Here is a 19,166-nt window from a genome sequence, read left to right as displayed (position 1 = left end):
CAATGAAACAGGACGGTTATGGCAGGCAGGATCCCCCAATCCTTTATCGACGATCTGCTCGTACGCACAGACATAGTCGAGCTGATCGACTCGCGAGTGCGGCTGAAAAAAGCCGGTAAGAACTACCAGGCTTGCTGCCCTTTTCATAACGAAAAAAGCCCCTCTTTTACCGTCAGCCAGGAGAAGCAGTTCTACCACTGTTTCGGTTGTGGCGCCCACGGCAACGCCATCGGCTTTGTCATGGAGTACGACGGTCTCGAATTTCCCGATGCCATCGAAGAGCTCGCCAGCATGCAGGGCATGCCGGTACCTCGCGAGCAGAGCATCGGCGGCTCGGCCAATAGCCAGCCCGCTGTCAGCAAGGATCTGTTCGAGCTGATGAACCAGATTGCCCGCTTCTACGAGAGCAACCTCAAGAGCGCTCCCCATGCGGTGGAGTACCTCAAAGGCCGCGGCCTGACCGGTGAAGTGGTCAAACGCTTCAATATTGGCTATGCACCCGGCGATTGGGATCAGGTGCGTCGCCGCTTCGGCGCCAGCCGGGATCACGAGCAGTTGCTTATCTCGGGCGGCATGCTGATCACCCGTGACAATGGCCCGGGGAGTTATGATCGTTTCCGCGATCGCATCATGTTCCCGATCCGTGACAAGCGTGGCCGGGTCATCGGTTTCGGTGGCCGGGTGCTGGGTGATGGCACCCCCAAATACCTGAACTCGCCGGAGACCCCCATCTTCCATAAAGGGCGGGAGCTGTTCGGTCTCTACGAAGTAAAGCAGGCACACAAGGATCCACGCCGGATCCTGGTGGTGGAAGGCTACATGGATGTGGTGGCACTCGGTCAGTACGACATCGACTATGCGGTGGCGGCGCTGGGTACTGCAACGACCAGCGACCATATCCACACCCTGTTTCGCACCACCGCCGAGGTAGTCTGCTGCTACGACGGTGACAACGCCGGTCGTGAAGCCGCCTGGCGCGCGCTGGATAATGCCCTCCCTCATCTGCAGGATGGCCGCGAGCTGAAGTTCGTGTTCCTGCCCGATGGCGAGGATCCCGACTCGCTGGTACGCCAGATCGGCAAGGAGGGTTTTGAAGCCCTGCTCGATGAAGCCCAACCGTTCGCCGACTTCATGTTCGAGCGTCTCGGTCGGGATGCCGCACTTTCGGGTGAGGCAGGCAAGTTCGAAGTGGCCAACAAGGCCGCCGAGCTTATTCGTCGCGTTCCGGAAGGGTTTACCCGCGAAGGGCTGATCACTCGTCTCTCCAGCATGATGCGTTGGGGCGAGAACAAGCAGCGCATCGCCGAGCTCTTTGCTCGCAACAGTCAGCCCAAGGCCGAGGTCAACAAACCCAAGGCAGCCAAGCTGACACCACTGCGGCGTGCACTGGCACTGATGGTGCAATATCCGGCAGTAACGGCTGAGCTTCCCCCCATGCCGGAATTGGCCGGACTACGCGTACAGGGCATCAAGTTCCTGCTGCAACTGCACCAGCAAATCCAGGCACAGCCTGGTATCACAACCGGTATCCTGCTGGAACACTGGCGTGGTACCAAGGAAGGAGAGATCCTTGCTCAGCTGGCCATGCACGACCTGTTCGAGGAGATCAAACTCGATCAGGAGCCGGATATTCTGGGAGAATTGCAGGACACCTTCGTCGGCTTCATCAACCAGTTTCTGAAGCAGCGGATCGAAGAATTGCAGGCCAAAGTGGCTCAGGAAGGACTAAGCTCCGAAGAAACCCAAGAGCTGATGATGCTGATAAGAGAGGTGCAAATTGAGAAAAGAAATGAGAGTGGGGCTTGATATTTGAGTGATTAGTCCCAATATGGATAGCGTTGCCCGAATCGACGGGATGAAAAGCAAAATTTTTATAACCGCCTGGCCCCGACAATACTGCGGGCAGGGGTTTCTCATGACCGACGCCGCAACCAGACATAGCATGTCTGGCGGTTTTCTATTAGAATTGGCTATTTGCGCAGCAGCGCACTGTACGCGCAACCTAGCAACACCAACCGGATGAGTTCTATGGAGCAAACCCCGCAGTCTCAGCTTAAACTCCTCGTTGCCAAAGGTAAAGAACAGGGCTACCTGACCTATGCCGAGGTGAACGATCACCTCCCGCAAGACATTGTCGATTCAGACCAGATCGAAGACATCATTCAGATGATCAACGATATGGGCATTCAAGTGGTTGAAAACGCTCCGGATGCCGATGACCTTATCATGGCTGAAGGTGGTACCGCCGATGAGGACGCTGCCGAAGCAGCGGCCCAGGCTCTGGCATCTGTTGAATCTGAGATTGGTCGCACGACCGATCCCGTCCGCATGTACATGCGGGAAATGGGTACCGTCGAACTGCTGACCCGTGAAGGCGAAATCGACATCGCCAAGCGGATCGAAGACGGTATCAACCAGGTACAAAGCTCCGTAGCCGAGTACCCTGAAGCAATTACTTACCTGCTCGAACAGTACGACAAGTACGAAGCCGAGCAGCTGCGTCTCTCTGACATCATCTCTGGCTTTATTGACCCGAACGAAACTGAAGATATGGCGCCTACCGCCACGCATATCGGTTCCGAACTCGGCGAAGACGATCTGGCCGACGAAGATGAAGAAGACGAAGAAGACGAAGACGAAGATGGCGACAGCTCTGACGACGACGGTGACGGTGGTCCGGATCCGGAAGTCGCTCGCGAGAAGTTTGGCGAACTGCGTGCCCAGTATGAAGTGACCCGTCTCTCCATTCAGAAGAATGGTCGCGCGCACGAAGATACCCAGGCCGCCATCGCCCAGCTGGCCGATGTATTCCGCCAATTCCGCCTGATGCCCAAGCAGTTCGATCGCCTGGTCAACAACATGCGTGAAATGATGGAGCGCGTCCGCGTGCAGGAACGCATCATCATGAAGCTCTGCGTTGAGCAGGCCAAGATGCCGAAGAAAACCTTCGTCGCGGCCTTCACCAACAACGAGTGTGAAACTGCCTGGTTCGAATACCAGAAGCAGGCTGGCAAAGCCTGGTCTCCCCGTCTGGTTGAAATGGACGAAGATATTCAGCGCGCCATCGGCAAGCTGCAGCAGATTGAAGAAGAGACCGGCCTGTCGATTGCCCAGATCAAGGATATCAACCGTCGCATGAGCATCGGTGAGGCCAAGGCCCGCCGCGCGAAGAAAGAGATGGTTGAGGCCAACTTGCGTCTGGTTATCTCTATCGCCAAGAAGTACACCAACCGCGGTCTGCAGTTCCTGGACCTGATCCAGGAGGGCAACATCGGTCTGATGAAGGCGGTAGACAAGTTTGAATACCGTCGTGGCTACAAGTTCTCGACCTATGCAACCTGGTGGATCCGTCAGGCCATTACCCGCTCCATCGCGGATCAGGCCCGTACCATCCGTATCCCGGTACACATGATCGAGACCATCAACAAGCTCAACCGTATCTCCCGTCAGATGCTGCAGGAGATGGGTCGCGAACCGAATCCGGAAGAGCTGGCCATGCGCATGGGCATGCCGGAAGACAAGATCCGCAAGGTACTGAAGATCGCCAAAGAGCCTATCTCCATGGAGACGCCCATCGGTGATGATGAAGATTCCCACTTGGGCGACTTCATCGAAGATACCACCCTGGCTCTGCCAGCGGATGCGGCGACCAGCGAAAGCCTGCGCAACGCCACCCGCGAAGTGCTGGCTGGCCTGACCGCCCGCGAAGCCAAGGTACTGCGGATGCGTTTCGGTATCGACATGAACACTGACCACACCCTCGAGGAAGTGGGCAAGCAGTTCGACGTTACCCGTGAGCGTATTCGTCAGATCGAAGCCAAGGCACTGCGCAAACTGCGCCACCCGAGCCGCTCGGAAGTGCTGCGCAGCTTCCTGGACGAATAGTCCTGACCCTGTGTCAAACTGCTCTGCCAAAGCCCCGCCATGCGGGGCTTTGTTTTGTCTGGCATTTCCCCTTGCGACCCGCTTTGCACCCTCAATCAAGCTGGACAATTAGTCGCCAAGTGGTTGATATGCCTATAGACTGCCCTTTCCTCTTCCCCTATAATCCACGCCGCTAAACGCACAATTTGGCCCCTTAGCTCAGTTGGTCAGAGCAGTCGACTCATAATCGATTGGTCGTGGGTTCAAGTCCCCCAGGGGCCACCAAATTGAAAAAGGCCGCTCATGATGAGCGGCCTTTTTGCATCTGCGGATCGAGCAATGTCCAGTGATGAGCTCGATGAGGTCATAGAAAAGACCCGCCATGGGCGGGTCTGGGCAGGGTCCGAATCAGGCGCCTCACTCAGAGACAAGGAGCCTAATGCTGAGCCTCAGGTTTGCTCGTTGCTGCCGCTCTGGATGGATGAGCGACGCCCGGCGGGTAGCATCCGGGTAACCAGATTGCTGTGCTGACGCCAGGAGGTAAAGACGATGGCAAGCAGATGCAGACCAATCAGTCCCTGCAGCGCCACCACGCACCACTCATGCCACTCGTCAGCCCCCAGTTCAAATCCCGTCTCGGTATTTTGAAACCAGCCGCTGCCAGCAGTGGCCAGCACAACCAGCCAGAGTGCCCACACGGCCAGCTTGCCGCTACCGTGATGACCCGGTGCCGGAGGCTGCCGCTCACGCATCTCGCGCGCTTGCTGGCGAAAATCCTCACCACTGGGGATGAGGGCTCCAAGGCGGGCGTAGCCACGGGCAAAAGTGAGCCCCCAGAGCAAACGCAAGGAGACCAGCCCAATGGCGCCGTAACCCAGCCACTCGTGCCACTCCTCGCCCGCTTCGTTAACCCAGAGGTTGCCGATGCAGACCGCCGCCAAGCCCCAGTGGGTCAGGCGAACCAGCGGATCCCAGCGAAAGGGCTCACCCTTTTTGCTTGGCATATTTGTGGTACTCCTTCTTCAGGTCGTTGACCTTGGCCAGATGTTCGCGCGCCTTGGCCTCATCACCCGCCTTGAGTGCGGCCAGGCTGGCGTCCAGCTCGGTCTGTACCTCGTTCATCCCTTCAAGGAATTTCTCTTTCTTGGCGGCCGGCATGTTCTTCTGCTTGGCCACATCAAGCTGGGCCTTCATCTCGTTGATGTGCTTCTCCATGGTGGCTGCATCATCAGCCTTGACGGCCTGCTTGTAGTTGAAGCCAATCTTCTTCATCGGCTGTTCCAGATCACCCGCCACGGCAGGCAGGGTCATCAGGCCAAACATCAGGGGCAGCAGCAGGGGGCGGACGGTTTTCAACATGGGATTTCCTTATATAACGACATGCTCGAATTGTTAGGGGTACTTATGAATCCAAACAAGAATTCATCACCAGCATGATGCCATGACTCATGGTGAAACGTTTGTGAAAAATGCTGTTTTTTGTGGCAAATAGTGACAGATATGCCGCGCTTGTTTGCGCTTGGTAACTGATTGAACGCAGGTGACACGCACCATGGGGATGGTTGAAAGCGGTAAACAGGGACAAAAAACCCCGCCGTAGCGGGGTCTGAATCAGCTGGCCAATGGCTTGCGTCAGTTACTCCTGTTCGCGAGCAATGGCGCGCCAGCCGATATCCTTGCGGTAGAAGGCGCCATCCCACTTGATGCGGCCAGCGAGCTGATAGGCACGCTGCTGGGCTTCTGCCACAGTGTGGCCGAGGGCGGTTGCACACAACACGCGGCCGCCAGCGGTCAGGCTGGTATCGCCCTCCAGACGGGTACCGGCATGGAACACCTTCTCACCCGCCACTTCATCCACCGGCAAGCCGCTGATGGGGTGGTTGGTACTGTAATCGCCAGGATAGCCTCCCGCCGCCAACACCACGCCGATAGCGGCGCGGGGATCATAAATGGCCTCTTTCTGATCCAGCTTGCCTGCACAAGCGGCCAGACAGAGCTCCACCAGATCGGACTGCATCCGCAGCATGATGGGCTGGGTCTCGGGATCGCCGAAACGGCAGTTGAACTCGATCACCTTGGGATTGCCTGCGCCGTCGATCATCAGACCGGCGTAGAGGAAACCGGTGTAGACGTTGCCCTCGGCCGCCATGCCGCGCACGGTCGGCATGATCACCTGCTCCATCACGCGTCGATGTACCTCGGCGGTCACCACAGGCGCCGGGGAGTAAGCCCCCATACCACCGGTGTTGAGGCCGGTATCACCGTCGCCAACCCGCTTGTGATCCTGACTGGTGGCCATCGGCAGCACGTGCTCGCCATCGACCATGACGATGAAGCTCGCCTCTTCCCCCTCCAGAAACTCCTCAATCACCACCCGGGAGCCCGCTTCGCCAAAGGCATTGCCGGAGAGCATGTCGCGCACCGCGTCTTCCGCTTCCTGCAAGGTCATGGCGACAATCACCCCCTTGCCCGCCGCCAGACCATCGGCCTTGATGACGATGGGGGCGCCCTTCTCGCGCAGATAGGCGAGCGCAGGCTCCACTTCGGTGAAGTTCTGGTACTCGGCGGTCGGGATGGCGTGACGGGCCAGGAAATCCTTGGTGAAAGCCTTGGAGCCTTCCAGCTGGGCAGCGGCAGCGGTCGGGCCAAAGATGGGCTGACCGGCGGCGCGGAAGGCATCCACCACCCCTTTCACCAGCGGCGCTTCCGGCCCGACGATGGTAAGGCCGACCTGCTTCTCTTTGGCAAAGGCCAGCAGCCCTTCGATATCGGTCGCCTCGATGGCGACGTTCTCGACACCCGGCTCAAGCTGGGTGCCTGCGTTGCCCGGCGCCACAAAAACGTGACGCACCAGCGGGGAGTGTTTGGCCTTCCAGGCCAGGGCGTGTTCGCGGCCACCGTTGCCAATGATCAGTACTTTCATCGTATCGCTCGCTTCTATTTGTGGTCACTGGACGGCAACCCGGGCCGTCAGTCAGCGGAAATAGTCAGTTGAAAAGAGACAACAAAAGGGCCGCCATCGGCAGCCCCTGACCCATCAATGACGGAAATGGCGCATGTTGGTGAACACCATGCACATACCGTGTTCGTCGGCGGCGTCGATCACCTCCTGATCGCGCATCGAGCCACCCGGCTGGATCACGCAGGAGATACCGGCCTGAGCGGCAGCATCGATACCGTCGCGGAACGGGAAGAAGGCATCGGAGGCCATCACGGAGCCCGCCACGGTCAGCCCTTCATCCGCCGCCTTGATACCGGCGATTTTGGCCGAATAAACACGGCTCATCTGGCCGGCACCGACGCCGATGGTCTGGCCATCTTTGGCGTAGACGATGGCATTGGATTTGACGAACTTTGCCACTTTCCAACAGAACAGCAGATCCTGCAGCTCGGCCTCGGTCGGCTGGCGCTTGCTGACCACGGTCAGGTCACCCAGCGTCACCATGCCGAGATCCCGCTCCTGTACCAGCAGGCCGCCGTTGACGCGTTTGAGGTCAAAGCCTTGCGCCGGAGCAGTCCACTGACCACATTCGAGCAGACGCACGTTCTGCTTGGCGGCGACCGCATCGCGGGCCTCCTGGCTGACGGTCGGGGCGATGATCACTTCGACAAACTGGCGGGCAACGATGGCAGCGGCAGTGGCGCCATCCAGCTCGCGGTTGAAGGCGATGATGCCGCCAAAGGCGGAGGTGGGGTCGGTCTGGTAGGCACGATCGTAGGCACTCAGCAGGTCGTTACCGATGGCCACACCGCAGGGGTTGGCATGCTTGACGATGACGCAGGCCGGCTCGTCGAACTCCTTGACACACTCCAGCGCCGCATCGGTATCGGCGATGTTGTTGTAGGAGAGCGCCTTGCCCTGCAGCTGGATAGCGCTGGAGACAGAACCCGGAGCGGCATGCTCTTCGGCGTAGAAGGCGGCAGCCTGATGGCTGTTTTCGCCGTAACGCATGTCCTGCTTCTTGATGAACTGGCTGTTGAAGGTGCGCGGGAAGCGGGACTCCTCGTCACCCTCCTTGTTTTCACCGTAGGAAGGAACCATGGTGCCGAAGTAGTTGGCGATCATGCCATCGTAGGCGGCGGTGTGCTCGAAGGCGGCGATGGCAAGATCGAAACGGGTCGCCAGTTTCAGGCTGTTGCCGTTGGCATCCATCTCGCGAATAACCCGATCATAGTCGGCAGCTTTGACGACGATAGCGACATCTTTATGGTTTTTGGCGGCAGAACGCACCATGGTCGGACCGCCGATGTCGATGTTCTCGACCGCATCGGCCAGAGTGCAGCCCGCTTTGGCCACGGTTGCAGCAAAGGGGTAAAGGTTGACGACAACCATGTCGATGGGGGAGATAGCGTGCTGGGCCATGATGGCGTCATCCTGATCCCGACGGCCGAGGATGCCGCCATGAACCTTGGGATGCAGGGTCTTGACCCGGCCATCCATCATTTCAGGGAAACCCGTGTAGTCGGAGACCTCGGTCACCGGCAGACCCGCCTCGCCAAGCAGCTTGGCGGTACCGCCCGTGGAGAGCAGGGCAACACCACGCTCGTTGAGTGCCTTGGCAAATTCCAGAATGCCAGTTTTGTCAGACACACTCAGCAGTGCACGGCGAATGGGTCGAGCTTGTTCCATCACACTATCGTCCTCAACATAACGGGGACCGTTCCATGGGAGGCGAGGCTCAACACAGAGAGTCCCCAAATAAATGGAAGTGGGGGATTTCGCAAACCACTCTCACCCCGACATCCGGCAAAAGCGTTTTAGGAAATGCCCGCTTGGTGCGGCGCTCTGTTATGGGCGCGTATTCTACACAAAAAATGTGACCTGTGGTGGATTTTTTGAAACAGCAAAGCCTTATTTGGCGCGGCGTTAAACGTTTTCCACTTGATTTTCTCGAAACGTTTGCACTTTCAGTGTTTTATGGGAAAAAGGGTCGCCAGGAGATGTTTATCTGCCCCTTTTATGCCCTTGGCTGGCAATCCATGGGCAAAGGGGTGATAGTGGATTCCGGTTTTTGTGGCGGCATACATTCAAGGGGAGAAAAGAGCATGTATCGGATCGGTGAACTGGCCAAGGCGTGCGGGGTCAAGGCAGATACCCTGCGTTTTTACGAGAAGAACGGGCTTATCTCACCGGGGATCCGCAACGAATCCGGCTACCGCCTCTACAGCGAACAGGACAAGCGACGGCTGGAGTTCATCATTCGCGCCAAGTCGGTGGGATTCTCGCTGGCCGATATCGGCGAACTGCTCGACCTCGATACCAACAAGGCCAAAGTCACCTGTCAGGAGGTGAAAGCGGTGGCCGACACCAAGCTGGCCCAGGTGGAGCAGAAGATCATCGAACTGACCCGCTTTCGCGACAACCTGCGCGAACTCTCCAATATCTGCTGCGGCGGCCCCCGCTCGGCGGAGCACTGCGCCATCCTCGAGACGCTGGAATCTGGCGCCCCGGCCCATCACGAGCACCACAGCCACGACCAGCATGACCCGGTTCACGGCTGACATGGTATGCCTGACTGAGCGTGCCTGGCTCAGAGTGACTGACTCGGCGCGCCCGACGCATTGCTCCGGCGGCAATTTGGTGACAAAATCGCCGCGTTTTTAACCGGTGCCAGTGCATCCGGTTGCCGGGCGTTAGCCTGAACAGGCGCCCGCAGCGAAAACCGCCATCCAGACACAAGCATCAACACACCAAGAGAAAAGAAGAGGAGCCATCATGGCCAAGATCCGGGTCGACCAACCCGCCCTCCCCCGTGAGGAAAATGCGCAAGGGGGCAGCTATGCCCATCAGCGCGGCGAGATAAAGGATAACCATCTGCATGCCCTGCTCTCCGATCCCCTGTTTCGCAGCCGGGTCGAGCGCAACAAGAAGGGCAAGGGGAGTTACCAGCGCAAGGCCAAATTTGGCAAGCGGTGGGAGCCCGGCCAACAACAGATGATCAGCGTCTGCTGCTGAGCGGGTTTCTACCGACCATAAACGATCAGGGCGCCATTGGCGCCCTGATCGTTTTGACAGAAGAAGCGATTTGGCAACGCCAACTCACAGCCTCAACAGGCCGCTCACTCATCCATAAAGAGTTCGAGCAATACGTTCAGATAGCGATGGCCGAGAGAAGTGAGCTGCCAGCTATCCCCCAAATCCTCGATCAGCTCCTTGCTCTGGGCGATGGCGAGCACCGTCTCTACCCTTTCCAGCGGCAAGCCGGTATAGGCCTCGAACTCCGCCTTGGGGGCCGGTTCAAACAGGCGGAAGCGGTTCATAAAGTATTCGAGCGGCAGATCGTCTGCCGTCACCTGCCACTGCTCGTCCAGATAGGGGCGACTCTTGTCCAGATACCCTTTCGGATGCTTCACCTTGGCGGTGCGCAGGATCTGTTGGTTCGCGAGATCGGTCACCTTGCCGTGGGCGCCACAGCCAATCCCCAGATAGTCACCAAAGCGCCAGTAGTTGAGGTTGTGATGGCACTGATAGCCCTCTTTGGCGTAAGCCGAGATTTCGTACTGGCGATAACCGCTGGCGGTGAGCATGGCGTGGCCCTGCTCATAGATATCCCACAGGGTGTCATCTTCCGGCAGTTTGGGCGGTTTGGAGGCAAATGCCGTGTTCGGCTCTATGGTGAGCTGATACCAGGAGAGGTGCGGCGGGGCGCAGTCGATAGCCTGCTGCAGGTCATAAAGGGCGTCATCCAGACTCTGATCCGGCAGACCATGCATCAGATCCAGATTGAAGGTAGGCAACTTGATGGCATGGGCCAGTGCGGCGGCCTTGCGGGCCTCTTCCGGGCCGTGAATGCGGCCGAGGCGGGTCAGCTTCTCCTGCTGGAAGCTCTGCACGCCGATGGAGATGCGGTTAATACCGGCGCGCTGGAAACCGGCAAACTTGTCCGCCTCCACCGTGCCCGGGTTGGCCTCCATGGTGATCTCGCAATCTGCGGTGAGCGGTATGCGGGCCCGTACCCCGTCCAGCAAGGCTTGCATCGCCTCCACCGTCAGCAGGCTGGGGGTGCCGCCGCCGATAAAGATCGAGGAGAGCGGCCGCCCCTGCGCCCACTTCAGATCCTGATCCAGATCCTCCAGCAGAGCGGCGACATATTCGAGGTGAGGCAACTCCCCCTTCTGGGCATGGGAGTTGAAGTCACAGTAAGGGCACTTCTGGACGCACCAGGGCACATGAATATAGAGAGAGAGCGGCGGCAGTTGCAGCATGGGGCTTCCAATAAAACGGGGGCTCAAGGCCCCCATTGTAGATGACTATGTGTAATTGACCGTGTGTAACCGACAAGGTGGCGAAGTGACTCAGTGCGCCGCAGCCAGCGCCGCTTTGAGCTTGGCCAGCGCCTGACCGCGATGGCTCAGCTGGTTTTTCAGCTCGGCTGGCATCTGGGCGGCGGTGCAGTCGTGATCCGGCACGAAGAAGACCGGGTCATAGCCGAAACCGTGCTGACCGCGCGGCTCGTCGATGATCATCCCTTCCCAGCTCGCCTGACAGATGATGGGAGTGGGATCGTCAGCGTGGCGCATATAGACCAGCACACACCAGAAGCGGGCGCTCTTCAGGTACTCGGGGGCACCTTGCAGCTCGCCGAGCAGCTTCTCGATGTTGGCCTTGTCGCCGGCACCCACACCGGCAAAGCGGGCGGAGTAGACGCCGGGGCGCCCTTGCAGCAGATCGACTTCCAGACCGGAGTCATCGGCCACGGCGGGCAGACCGGTAATACGGGCGGCGTGGCGGGCCTTGATGATGGCATTCTCGACGAAGGTGGTGCCGGTCTCATCGGCATCGGAGACCGCAAACTCGCTCTGTGGGATCACCTGGATCTTCATATCGGCCAGCATGGCGGCCAATTCCTTCACCTTTTTCTGGTTACCTGTTGCCAGGACAAGCTTGTTCATCGAGCACCTCCGCAAAAATAATCTGCGCATTCTATGCGGCGCAAGCGTTTAGTAAAAGCGTCAATTACACCCGCTGTGATGGGGTTGCGGGGGATTTGCCGCCATCGAATAACCAGCTTTTAATACATGTTTCCATAATGGAATAACCAAAGTGATTAAATACCATTTCTATTCATTACTGTGAGTCAGTAGACTCGCGCCCCAATTCATTAACCTGGCTGACTAAAGAGGTGACAGATGCCATTGATACTTTTGCTCGTACTACTGGTGCTGTTCAGTCCGCTGGCTATCGACATCTACCTGCCCGCCATTCCGCAGATGGCCGAGCAGCTGGGCGCCGAAGTGACACTGATGCAGGGCACCATCACCTGGTTCCTGTTCAGCATGGGGCTGGGGCAACTGCTTGTTGGCCCGCTGGCCGATCGCTACGGTCGCAAGCCCATCGCCCTGGGCGGCGTGCTGCTCTATGGCCTGAGCGCGCTGGGGGCCGGTTTTGCCGCCAGCCTCGGCGAATTGATGCTGGCGCGAGTGCTGCAGGGCTTCGGCGCCTGCGCTACCTCGGTCGCCGCCTTCTCGGTGGTACGTGACAGCTACGGCCCGAAAAAGAGCGGTCAGATGATCTCCTATCTCAATGGCGCCATCTGCTTTATTCCTGCGCTGGCCCCCCTGCTCGGTGGCTGGCTCACCGCCAAGGCGGGCTGGTCTGCCAACTTCTGGTTTATGGCCGGTTATGCGCTCATCGTCGGCAGCTGGCTGATGTGGCGGATGCCGGAGACCCGCCCGGAGGAGACCCGCAGCGAAGGGGCCCTCATCAGCTGGTCGCGCTACAGCCCGGTACTGCGCTCCCCCAGCTTCCTGTTCAATGCGGCGCTGTGCATGCTGGCGATGGCGGTGATCCTCGCTTATGTCACCGCTGCACCGGTGCAGCTGATGGTGAAACTGGGGCTCGATATGAGCGGCTTTAGCTACTGGTTTACCGCCAACGCCGCGCTCAACATCCTGGCCTGCTTTATGGCGCCGCGCTTTATCGCCAAGGTGGGGCCAAGACGCACCCTTCGCATCGGCCTGCTGGTGTTGATGCTTTCGGCCATCACCCTGACTTTGGCCATGCACATCGAGCATCCGCTGGCGATGATGGGGCCGGTATTCCTCTCCAGCATCGGCTTTGCCATGATTCTGGGCTCGGCCGCCGGCATGGCGCTGGCACCGTTCGGCCACTGCGCCGGTACCGCAGCGGCCCTGCTCGGCCTGTTCCAGATGAGCGGCTCCGGCGCTTTGGTTGGCCTGACCGGCGCCCTGATGCACGACCCGCTCAGCCAGCTGGCGCTGCATATGTGGCTGCTGCTGCCGCCTCTGGTGATGCTGATGACCCGGCGCGGTCGCCGCTTGTGTTTGCAATAAATCCTGTGCTCTGATGGGCACATTCGGGGGGCCATCGGCCCCCTTCTCGTTTGTATCGCCTTTACAGCATATGGCCATCCGGCAGAGAGCCTGCGATGGCAACCCCACTCACTCGATGTCAGCGGAGAACCCCCGATGAGCCACACTCTCAACGCAGCCCTGATGGGCTATGGCTTTGCAGGCAAGACCTTCCACGCCCCCTTCCTCTCTACCACGCCGGGCTTGTCCCTGAGTTGGGTGGTGAGCCGCGATGCCGCCAAGGTGCAGGCCGATCTGCCCGGCTGCCGGGTCGGTTCACTGGAGGATGTACTAAGCGATGAGACCGTCGATCTGGTGGTGATTGCCACCCCCAACGACACCCATGCCCCCCTCGCCCGCCAGGCGCTGCTGGCAGGTAAACATGTGGTGATCGACAAGCCCTTTGCACTGGATCTGGCCGAAGCGCAAGCGCTGGTCGAACTGGCCGAAAAGCAGCAGCGACTGCTCAGCATCTTCCACAACCGGCGCTGGGACGGGGATTTTCTCACCGTGCGCCGTTTGATTGCCGAGGGGACGCTGGGGCAGATCGCCCAGTTCGAATCCCACTTCGATCGCTATCGCCCAGAAGTGCGCCAGCGCTGGCGCGAAGCGGGTGGCCCGGGTTCCGGCCTCTGGTTCGATCTAGGCCCCCATGTACTGGATCAGGCGCTGCAGCTGTTCGGCCAGCCGGACTGGTTGCAGGCCGATCTGGCCGAGCAGCGCCCCGGCGCACTGGCGGACGACTACTTCCATGTGGTGCTGGGTTACGGTGCTATGCGGGTTATTTTGCATGGCAGCTGTCTGGTTTCAGCCACCATGCCGCGCTTTGTCATTCACGGCAGCCAGGGTTCGTTCGTGAAATTCGGTATGGATGTGCAGGAAGATCAGCTCAAGCTGGGCAAGCGGCCGCCGGCGGCGGATTGGGGCATGGATAGCGAACTAGGTCAGCTCAGCCGCATTGTCGATGGTCAGTTGCAGCAACAGAGCGTGGTGGGTGAGGCGGGGGATTATGGCGCCTACTATCGCGGTGTCTGCGCCGCCATCAAGGGCGAAGGGAGCAACCCGGTGCCAGCAAGTGAAGCGCTGGCGGTGATGGCGCTGCTGGATCTGGCCCGTCAAAGCCACCTTGAGGGAAAACGGCTGCCCTGTCAGAAGCTGTCTGACTAAGGTGCGGGTCATCGGCCGCGCTTGACCAACCTTGACCTTGCTAAACCGCCACAAGATGGCAGTAAAGTGGTGTTTTATTGTGTAATCAGTGCCATTTAACGGCATCTTGTATTGATATCAGTCGTTGCAGTGGAGCTTTTTATCCACGGCACGAAAAAATGTCATTGTGATATCCGTTTTCATCGGTAACTAATGGGGCTATATTGCGCCCGCCTGCTGCCTCCCGGCTTCTTGTTTCAATACCGGGCAACGGTGGGCGCTGTGATGGTTGCACAGACCATCTCTCCATCTTTTTTTGAGGGAATGCACATGAACAAAGTACTGGTAGCCGGTATCCTGGGTCTGATGTTGACTGCTTGCGGTCAGAAAGAAGAAAAAGCTGCAGCTCCTGCTGCTGCTCCGGCCGCCGAAGTTGCTGCCACTGTAGAAAAAGCCGCTAGCGAAGCCACCTCTACCGTAGAGAAGGCCACCTCCGAAGCGACTGCAACCGTAGAAAAAGCTGCTACCGAAGCCGCTACCAAGGTTGAAGCTGCAGTGAGCGATGCCAAGGCCAACTAAGCCTGCACCTCATTCGAAGACGGGTCCGAAGGCAACTTCGGGCCCGTTTTTTTATCTGACAATCAGGGAGCCGGATTAATCAGCGAGGTGAGGATGTGATCCTCCCAGCGACCATTGATCATCAGATACGCCCGCGCGAATCCCTCCCGCTCGAAGCCGAGCCGCTCCAGCAAGGCGCCACTGCGCTGATTGTCAGGCATATAGCAAGCCATGATGCGATGCAGATCGTGCTCGCGAAACAGGTAGTCAATGGCGGCTGACAGCACCTCTCTCATCACCCCCTGCCCCTGGTGCTGCTGGTCGATGGCATAGCCCAGATGACACGCCTTGAAGACCCCCATCAGGATATTGCTGAAGTTGCAGGTGGCGATCACCCGCTCGCCAGCCGGATCGAGGGCCACCAGATTGACGCCGGTGCCGTTGAAGAACTGGCTGTAGCTGTCCTGCAGCCGGGCATGCCAGTAAGAGAGGGTGTAAAAGTGCTCGTCCCGAAGCGGCTCCCAGGGGGTGAGATGGTCACGGTTGCGCCGGTAGAAGTCGAGCATCATGGGGGCCCGATCCGGCGACAGTATGGTCAGGTGGGTGCGGGCCGTCTTGATATGTGGCAGCGCCATCAGGACTCCCTCTGCCTTAACCACTCATCGCGCAGCAAGCTGTAGTGGGCATGGTCCACAATCCGGTTGCCCAGCCGCTCTGCGCGCCGGGTCACCCCCTCAAGCTGCATCCCGAGCCGTTCACAAACAGCCCTGCTGGGCTCGTTATCGGTGGCGGCGCTGATCTCCACCTTCTCCATCCCCATCTCTTCGAAGGCGTGGTAGATCAGGGCCTGACAGGCACGGGTGATGATGCCGTTACCCTGCCAGCGCTCCGCCAGCCAGTAGCCGATGACCACCTTGCCAAGGTCATGATCGATGCTGTTGTAACCGATGACCCCCACCACCTCCCCCTGATACTCGATGGCAGTGGTGAGCCCCTCGCCCCGGGCGAACTTCTCGATGGCACTGCGAATGAAGAGGGCGCTGTCAACGGGGCGCTGGATCAGTGGCGGCCAGGGCAGCCACTGGGAGAGGTACTCCCGGTTGTCATTGCAGAGGGCAAACAGTTCGCTCGCCATATCGGGCTGCAAGAAGAGCAGCGCAAGCTCGTCGTCCAACTGCCATGAAAACATGGGATTCTCCTTTCAAATCAGTGATCAAATAGCGAACCAGCACCCAATGTAGCCAATCGCCACTGGCCGCGCCAGCCACTTTTACGGCCCCCTCCGGCAGGCTTCGCAGAGGGTGACAGCGCGCGTACTCTCCTCCCTCAAAAGAGGAGGGTGGGTGTCTGAAACCGGATAATGCTCTCCACATGGCGCCGACGAATGCCCCAAAACGGCACGTTGGCAGATCCTGCTACCCCTTTGTGCTGCGCTGTCACTTTTGACAGGGGGCACTTTCCCCCACCGGCACTAGCTTCAAAACGCCCGACCTTCGGTCGGTTTATCAACCTCATCGATTTAAGGAAAGAAGAGATGAATAAAATTTATCTGGCCGTTGCGCTGGCCTGCTGGGGAAGCGCCGCACTGGCGGCGCAAGAAGTAGAGATCAACGTAACAGCAAACGGCATCCGGGCCATGACCGGCCTCAGTGCCGCAAGTGGTACCTTGCAGCTGGAAGATGGCGAGTTTCGTCAGGTGCGGGTGGTCAAGCTGCCCAACGGCCAGCAGCGGATCCGCTACGAGCAGGTCTGGAACGGCATCCCGGTAATGGGTCAGGTGGTGGTAGCTGACAAGAGCCTGAACGGCCAGCTGCAACAGGCCAGCGGGCGCATGCTGCGCCAGATCGATCAGGATGTGGCAAGCCCGGCCGCCACCCTCTCGCCACAGGACGCCGCCAGCAAGGCCAAGGGGGGCAGCAAGGGGAGCAACGAGCAGGTCAAACTCTACGTGATGCAGGATGAGAACGGGCTGGCCCGGCTGGTTTATCAGGTCTCCTTCATCGCCGAAGGTGACAAGCCAAGCCGCCCCTTCGTCATTCTTGATGCCCAAAGCGGTGAGGAGCTCAAACGCTGGGAGGGGATCAACCACAAGGACGCCACCGGCCCCGGGGGCAACATCAAGACCGGCAAATACATCTACGGCACCGATTTTGGCCCGCTCATCGTCGATGACAACTGCCGGATGACCAGCCCCAACGTCGATACCATCAACCTCAACCACGCCACCTCAGGCGGTGCCATCCACCAGTTCACCTGCCCGGAGAACCGGGTCAAGGAGATCAACGGCGCCTACTCGCCCCTCAACGACGCCCACTACTTCGGCAACGTGGTGTTCGACATGTACCGCAACTGGTACAACACGGCGCCCCTCACCTTCAAACTGAAAATGCGGGTTCACTACAGCAAGAATTACGAGAATGCCTTCTGGGATGGCAGCCAGATGACCTTCGGTGACGGCGCCACCACCTTCCACCCGCTGGTGAGCCTCGATGTGGCGGCCCACGAGGTGAGCCACGGCTTTACCGAGCAGAACTCCGGGCTGATCTATTCAGGACAATCCGGCGGCATCAACGAGGCCTTCTCCGATATGGCGGGGGAAGCGGCCGAGTTCTACATGAAGGGGAGCAACGACTGGCTGGTCGGCGCCCAGATCTTCAAGGGCAACGGCTCCCTGCGTTACTTCGAGGATCCGACCCGGGATGGCAGATCCATCGGCCATGCCGCGGATTATCAGGAGGGGATGGATGTACACCACAGCTCCGGGGTCTATAACCGCGCCTTCTACCTGCTCGCCACCAGCAGCGGCTGGAACACCCGCAAGGCATTTGAAGTGTTCTTGCTGGCCAACCGCCTCTACTGGGGCGCCAGCACCAACTACCAGCAAGGGGCCTGCGGCGTCAGCCGGGCGACCGCCGATCTGGGTTACAGTCAGGCGGATGTGGCACGGGCCTTCCAGACCGTCGGGGTCGATGCCAGTTGCGGCAGCACGCCGCCACCGAGCGACAACGTGCTGCAAAACGGCGTGCCGGTGAGCAACCTCGCCGCCAGCAAGGGTGGCAAGCTCAACTACACCCTGAACGTGCCGGCGGGCACCAGGTCGCTGCAGATCAGCAGCAGCGGCGGCACCGGAGATGCCGACCTCTACGTCCGTTTTGGCAGCGCCCCCACCAGCAGCAGTTATGACTGCCGCCCCTACAAGGGGGGCAATAACGAAAGCTGCTCGTTCACCAATCCCAAGACGGGTATCTGGCATGTGCAGCTGTCAGGGTTTGCAGCGTTCAGTGGCGTAACCCTCAAGGCCAGCTACTGAGCCACCCGATGCGGGTCTTGTCCCGCATCGTTCTACTCATTGCGCCACCGTTTCGCCAGCGTGCGGGCGGTGGCCAACACGGTTTCTCTAGCCGGGTTGGGCCGCTTGCCACCGCGCCACGCCATCATCACATCCCAATGCTCTTGCGGCAGATTGCGCACATCGAGCCTGACCAGCCGCCCCACCTCCAGATCCCGCTTGATGGCCAGCTCCGGCATCAGGGTGATAAACCCGTGTTCCAGCGCCAGATCCCGCGCCGCACTGGCGGGCTGCACCGCATGCAGGGGGCTGGCAGCCCGCCGCAGCCGCCGCAACTGCTGGATAAAGACGTCACACCCCGGCCCCCATACCTGAGGCGCCAGCCGCTGGTCGGCAATATCCTCCAGGGTGAGGCCGTGACAACCGGCCAGCGGATGCAATGGCGAGGCGATAGCGATAATGGGGGAGCAGCAAAGCAGCTCCATCTGCAGGCCAGCAACCGGCGGACGCTTGAGTACAAAGCCGATATCGGCCTCCCCGGTCAGCAGCGACTGCATGATCTCGCCGGAGTGATCCGTGGTGCAGCGGATTTCGAACGGCTCATCCACCAGCTCCATCAATAGCGAGCCAAACACCACGGAGGTGAGGGATGGCAGACTGGAGAGACGGATACAAGGCAGCGCAGGTGCCCCCTGCAGTGCCAACCGTCCTTCACTCAGAGTGGCCAGCGCCGAGCGAGCGGCAGGGAGAAACTCCTCGCAGGCACGGGTCGGCGTCACCCCGCGTCGATGACGCTGAAACAGCGGTGCTCCGAGGCTCTCCTCCAGCTGGGCAATCCGCTGGCTCACCAGCGGCTGTGACCAGCCACGAATGGCCGCCGCCTGACTGAAGCTGCCCAGCTCGGCCACATCCAGCAGCAGTTGCAGATCGTCCAAATCCATAGACATAAATAATCCTGATATGAAATATAGGTAGTTGTCGTCTACCACTATATCTA

General features: G+C 59.5%; 17 protein-coding genes and 1 tRNA gene. 9 read left to right on the top strand and 9 right to left on the bottom strand.

Annotated elements, in window-relative coordinates; genetic code table 11:
- Window positions 1-18: 18 nt before the first annotated feature.
- The 3 genes from dnaG (at window position 19) to I6L44_RS20115 (ending at window position 4,149) form a co-directional block, all read left to right on the top strand.
- Window positions 19-1,806 carry a DNA primase gene (dnaG, locus tag I6L44_RS20125; protein WP_216952892.1) on the top strand — a complete coding sequence of 596 codons (1,788 nt, stop codon included), beginning with the start codon at window positions 19-21 and terminating at the stop codon, window positions 1,804-1,806.
- 222 nt (window positions 1,807-2,028) lie between these two features.
- Window positions 2,029-3,885: an RNA polymerase sigma factor RpoD gene (gene rpoD, locus I6L44_RS20120; RefSeq protein WP_005340563.1), complete on the top strand. Its 1,857-nt coding sequence runs from the start codon at window positions 2,029-2,031 to the stop codon at window positions 3,883-3,885.
- A gap of 187 nt (window positions 3,886-4,072) precedes the next feature.
- Window positions 4,073-4,149: transfer RNA gene (locus I6L44_RS20115), tRNA-Ile, on the top strand.
- Window positions 4,150-4,313: 164 nt separating this feature from the next.
- Here I6L44_RS20115 and I6L44_RS20110 read toward each other — a convergent pair.
- The 4 genes from I6L44_RS20110 to purH form a co-directional block, all read right to left on the bottom strand.
- Window positions 4,314-4,868: a cytochrome b/b6 domain-containing protein gene (locus I6L44_RS20110; protein ID WP_216952891.1), complete on the bottom strand. Its 555-nt coding sequence runs from the start codon at window positions 4,866-4,868 to the stop codon at window positions 4,314-4,316.
- Window positions 4,849-5,223: a cytochrome b562 gene (locus I6L44_RS20105; protein WP_005349056.1), complete on the bottom strand. Its 375-nt coding sequence runs from the start codon at window positions 5,221-5,223 to the stop codon at window positions 4,849-4,851. Before I6L44_RS20105 ends, I6L44_RS20110 begins: the two co-directional genes overlap by 20 nt.
- 277 nt (window positions 5,224-5,500) lie before the next feature.
- Window positions 5,501-6,787 (bottom strand): phosphoribosylamine--glycine ligase, encoded by a 1,287-nt coding sequence (gene purD / locus I6L44_RS20100; protein ID WP_005358115.1) that lies wholly within the window; start codon window positions 6,785-6,787, stop codon window positions 5,501-5,503.
- A 114-nt stretch (window positions 6,788-6,901) separates the two neighbouring features.
- On the bottom strand, window positions 6,902-8,494 hold the full coding sequence (gene purH / locus I6L44_RS20095; protein ID WP_158109190.1) for a bifunctional phosphoribosylaminoimidazolecarboxamide formyltransferase/IMP cyclohydrolase: 1,593 nt from the start codon (window positions 8,492-8,494) through the stop codon (window positions 6,902-6,904).
- A gap of 416 nt (window positions 8,495-8,910) precedes the next feature.
- Here purH and zntR point away from each other — a divergent pair, with 416 nt between their 5' ends.
- Both zntR and I6L44_RS20085 read left to right on the top strand, forming a co-directional pair.
- Window positions 8,911-9,366 (top strand): Zn(2+)-responsive transcriptional regulator, encoded by a 456-nt coding sequence (zntR, locus tag I6L44_RS20090; RefSeq protein WP_005341244.1) that lies wholly within the window; start codon window positions 8,911-8,913, stop codon window positions 9,364-9,366.
- 214 nt (window positions 9,367-9,580) lie between these two features.
- Window positions 9,581-9,820: an alternative ribosome-rescue factor A gene (locus I6L44_RS20085; RefSeq protein WP_234926049.1), complete on the top strand. Its 240-nt coding sequence runs from the start codon at window positions 9,581-9,583 to the stop codon at window positions 9,818-9,820.
- 104 nt (window positions 9,821-9,924) lie between these two features.
- On the opposite strand, the gene hemW is transcribed toward I6L44_RS20085, so the two are convergent.
- Window positions 9,925-11,070 (bottom strand): radical SAM family heme chaperone HemW, encoded by a 1,146-nt coding sequence (hemW, locus tag I6L44_RS20080; RefSeq protein ID WP_058056772.1) that lies wholly within the window; start codon window positions 11,068-11,070, stop codon window positions 9,925-9,927.
- Between the two features lie 90 nt (window positions 11,071-11,160).
- The gene (gene rdgB / locus I6L44_RS20075; RefSeq protein WP_005340539.1) at window positions 11,161-11,757 is read right to left on the bottom strand and encodes an RdgB/HAM1 family non-canonical purine NTP pyrophosphatase; all 597 of its coding nucleotides are present in this window, start codon (window positions 11,755-11,757) and stop codon (window positions 11,161-11,163) included.
- Between the two features lie 237 nt (window positions 11,758-11,994).
- Here rdgB and I6L44_RS20070 point away from each other — a divergent pair, with 237 nt between their 5' ends.
- The 3 genes from I6L44_RS20070 to I6L44_RS20060 all read left to right on the top strand — a co-directional run bounded on the left by I6L44_RS20070 (window position 11,995) and on the right by I6L44_RS20060 (window position 14,901).
- Window positions 11,995-13,158, top strand: coding sequence for a multidrug effflux MFS transporter (locus I6L44_RS20070; RefSeq protein ID WP_005340537.1), 1,164 nt, complete (start codon window positions 11,995-11,997; stop codon window positions 13,156-13,158).
- A 135-nt stretch (window positions 13,159-13,293) separates the two neighbouring features.
- Window positions 13,294-14,343 carry an oxidoreductase gene (locus I6L44_RS20065; RefSeq protein WP_216952890.1) on the top strand — a complete coding sequence of 350 codons (1,050 nt, stop codon included), beginning with the start codon at window positions 13,294-13,296 and terminating at the stop codon, window positions 14,341-14,343.
- 309 nt (window positions 14,344-14,652) lie between these two features.
- On the top strand, window positions 14,653-14,901 hold the full coding sequence (locus tag I6L44_RS20060) for a hypothetical protein (protein WP_005340533.1): 249 nt from the start codon (window positions 14,653-14,655) through the stop codon (window positions 14,899-14,901).
- Window positions 14,902-14,963: 62 nt separating this feature from the next.
- Here the strand turns inward: I6L44_RS20060 and rimJ are convergent, their stop codons facing one another.
- Together rimJ and I6L44_RS20050 are read right to left on the bottom strand one after the other, a co-directional pair.
- Window positions 14,964-15,515, bottom strand: a complete 552-nt coding sequence (rimJ, locus tag I6L44_RS20055) for a ribosomal protein S5-alanine N-acetyltransferase (RefSeq protein ID WP_040067531.1) — start codon at window positions 15,513-15,515, stop codon at window positions 14,964-14,966.
- Window positions 15,515-16,069, bottom strand: coding sequence for a GNAT family N-acetyltransferase (locus tag I6L44_RS20050; protein ID WP_040067529.1), 555 nt, complete (start codon window positions 16,067-16,069; stop codon window positions 15,515-15,517). The genes rimJ and I6L44_RS20050 overlap by 1 nt, the downstream gene beginning before the upstream one ends.
- Window positions 16,070-16,414: 345 nt before the next feature.
- On the opposite strand from I6L44_RS20050, the gene I6L44_RS20045 reads away from it, so the two are divergent.
- Window positions 16,415-18,190 carry a M4 family metallopeptidase gene (locus tag I6L44_RS20045; RefSeq protein WP_216952889.1) on the top strand — a complete coding sequence of 592 codons (1,776 nt, stop codon included), beginning with the start codon at window positions 16,415-16,417 and terminating at the stop codon, window positions 18,188-18,190.
- Between the two features lie 32 nt (window positions 18,191-18,222).
- Here the strand turns inward: I6L44_RS20045 and I6L44_RS20040 are convergent, their stop codons facing one another.
- Entirely contained in the window at window positions 18,223-19,116 is an 894-nt protein-coding gene (locus I6L44_RS20040) for a LysR family transcriptional regulator (RefSeq protein WP_005340524.1), read from the bottom strand.
- Window positions 19,117-19,166 lie beyond the last annotated feature (50 nt).

The sequence above is a fragment of the Aeromonas sp. FDAARGOS 1414 genome (assembly GCF_019047065.1).
GTDB lineage: Bacteria > Pseudomonadota > Gammaproteobacteria > Enterobacterales > Aeromonadaceae > Aeromonas > Aeromonas veronii_A.
Note: the sequence above shows the minus strand (reverse complement) of the source record. Positions and strands in the feature narration are given on the sequence as shown.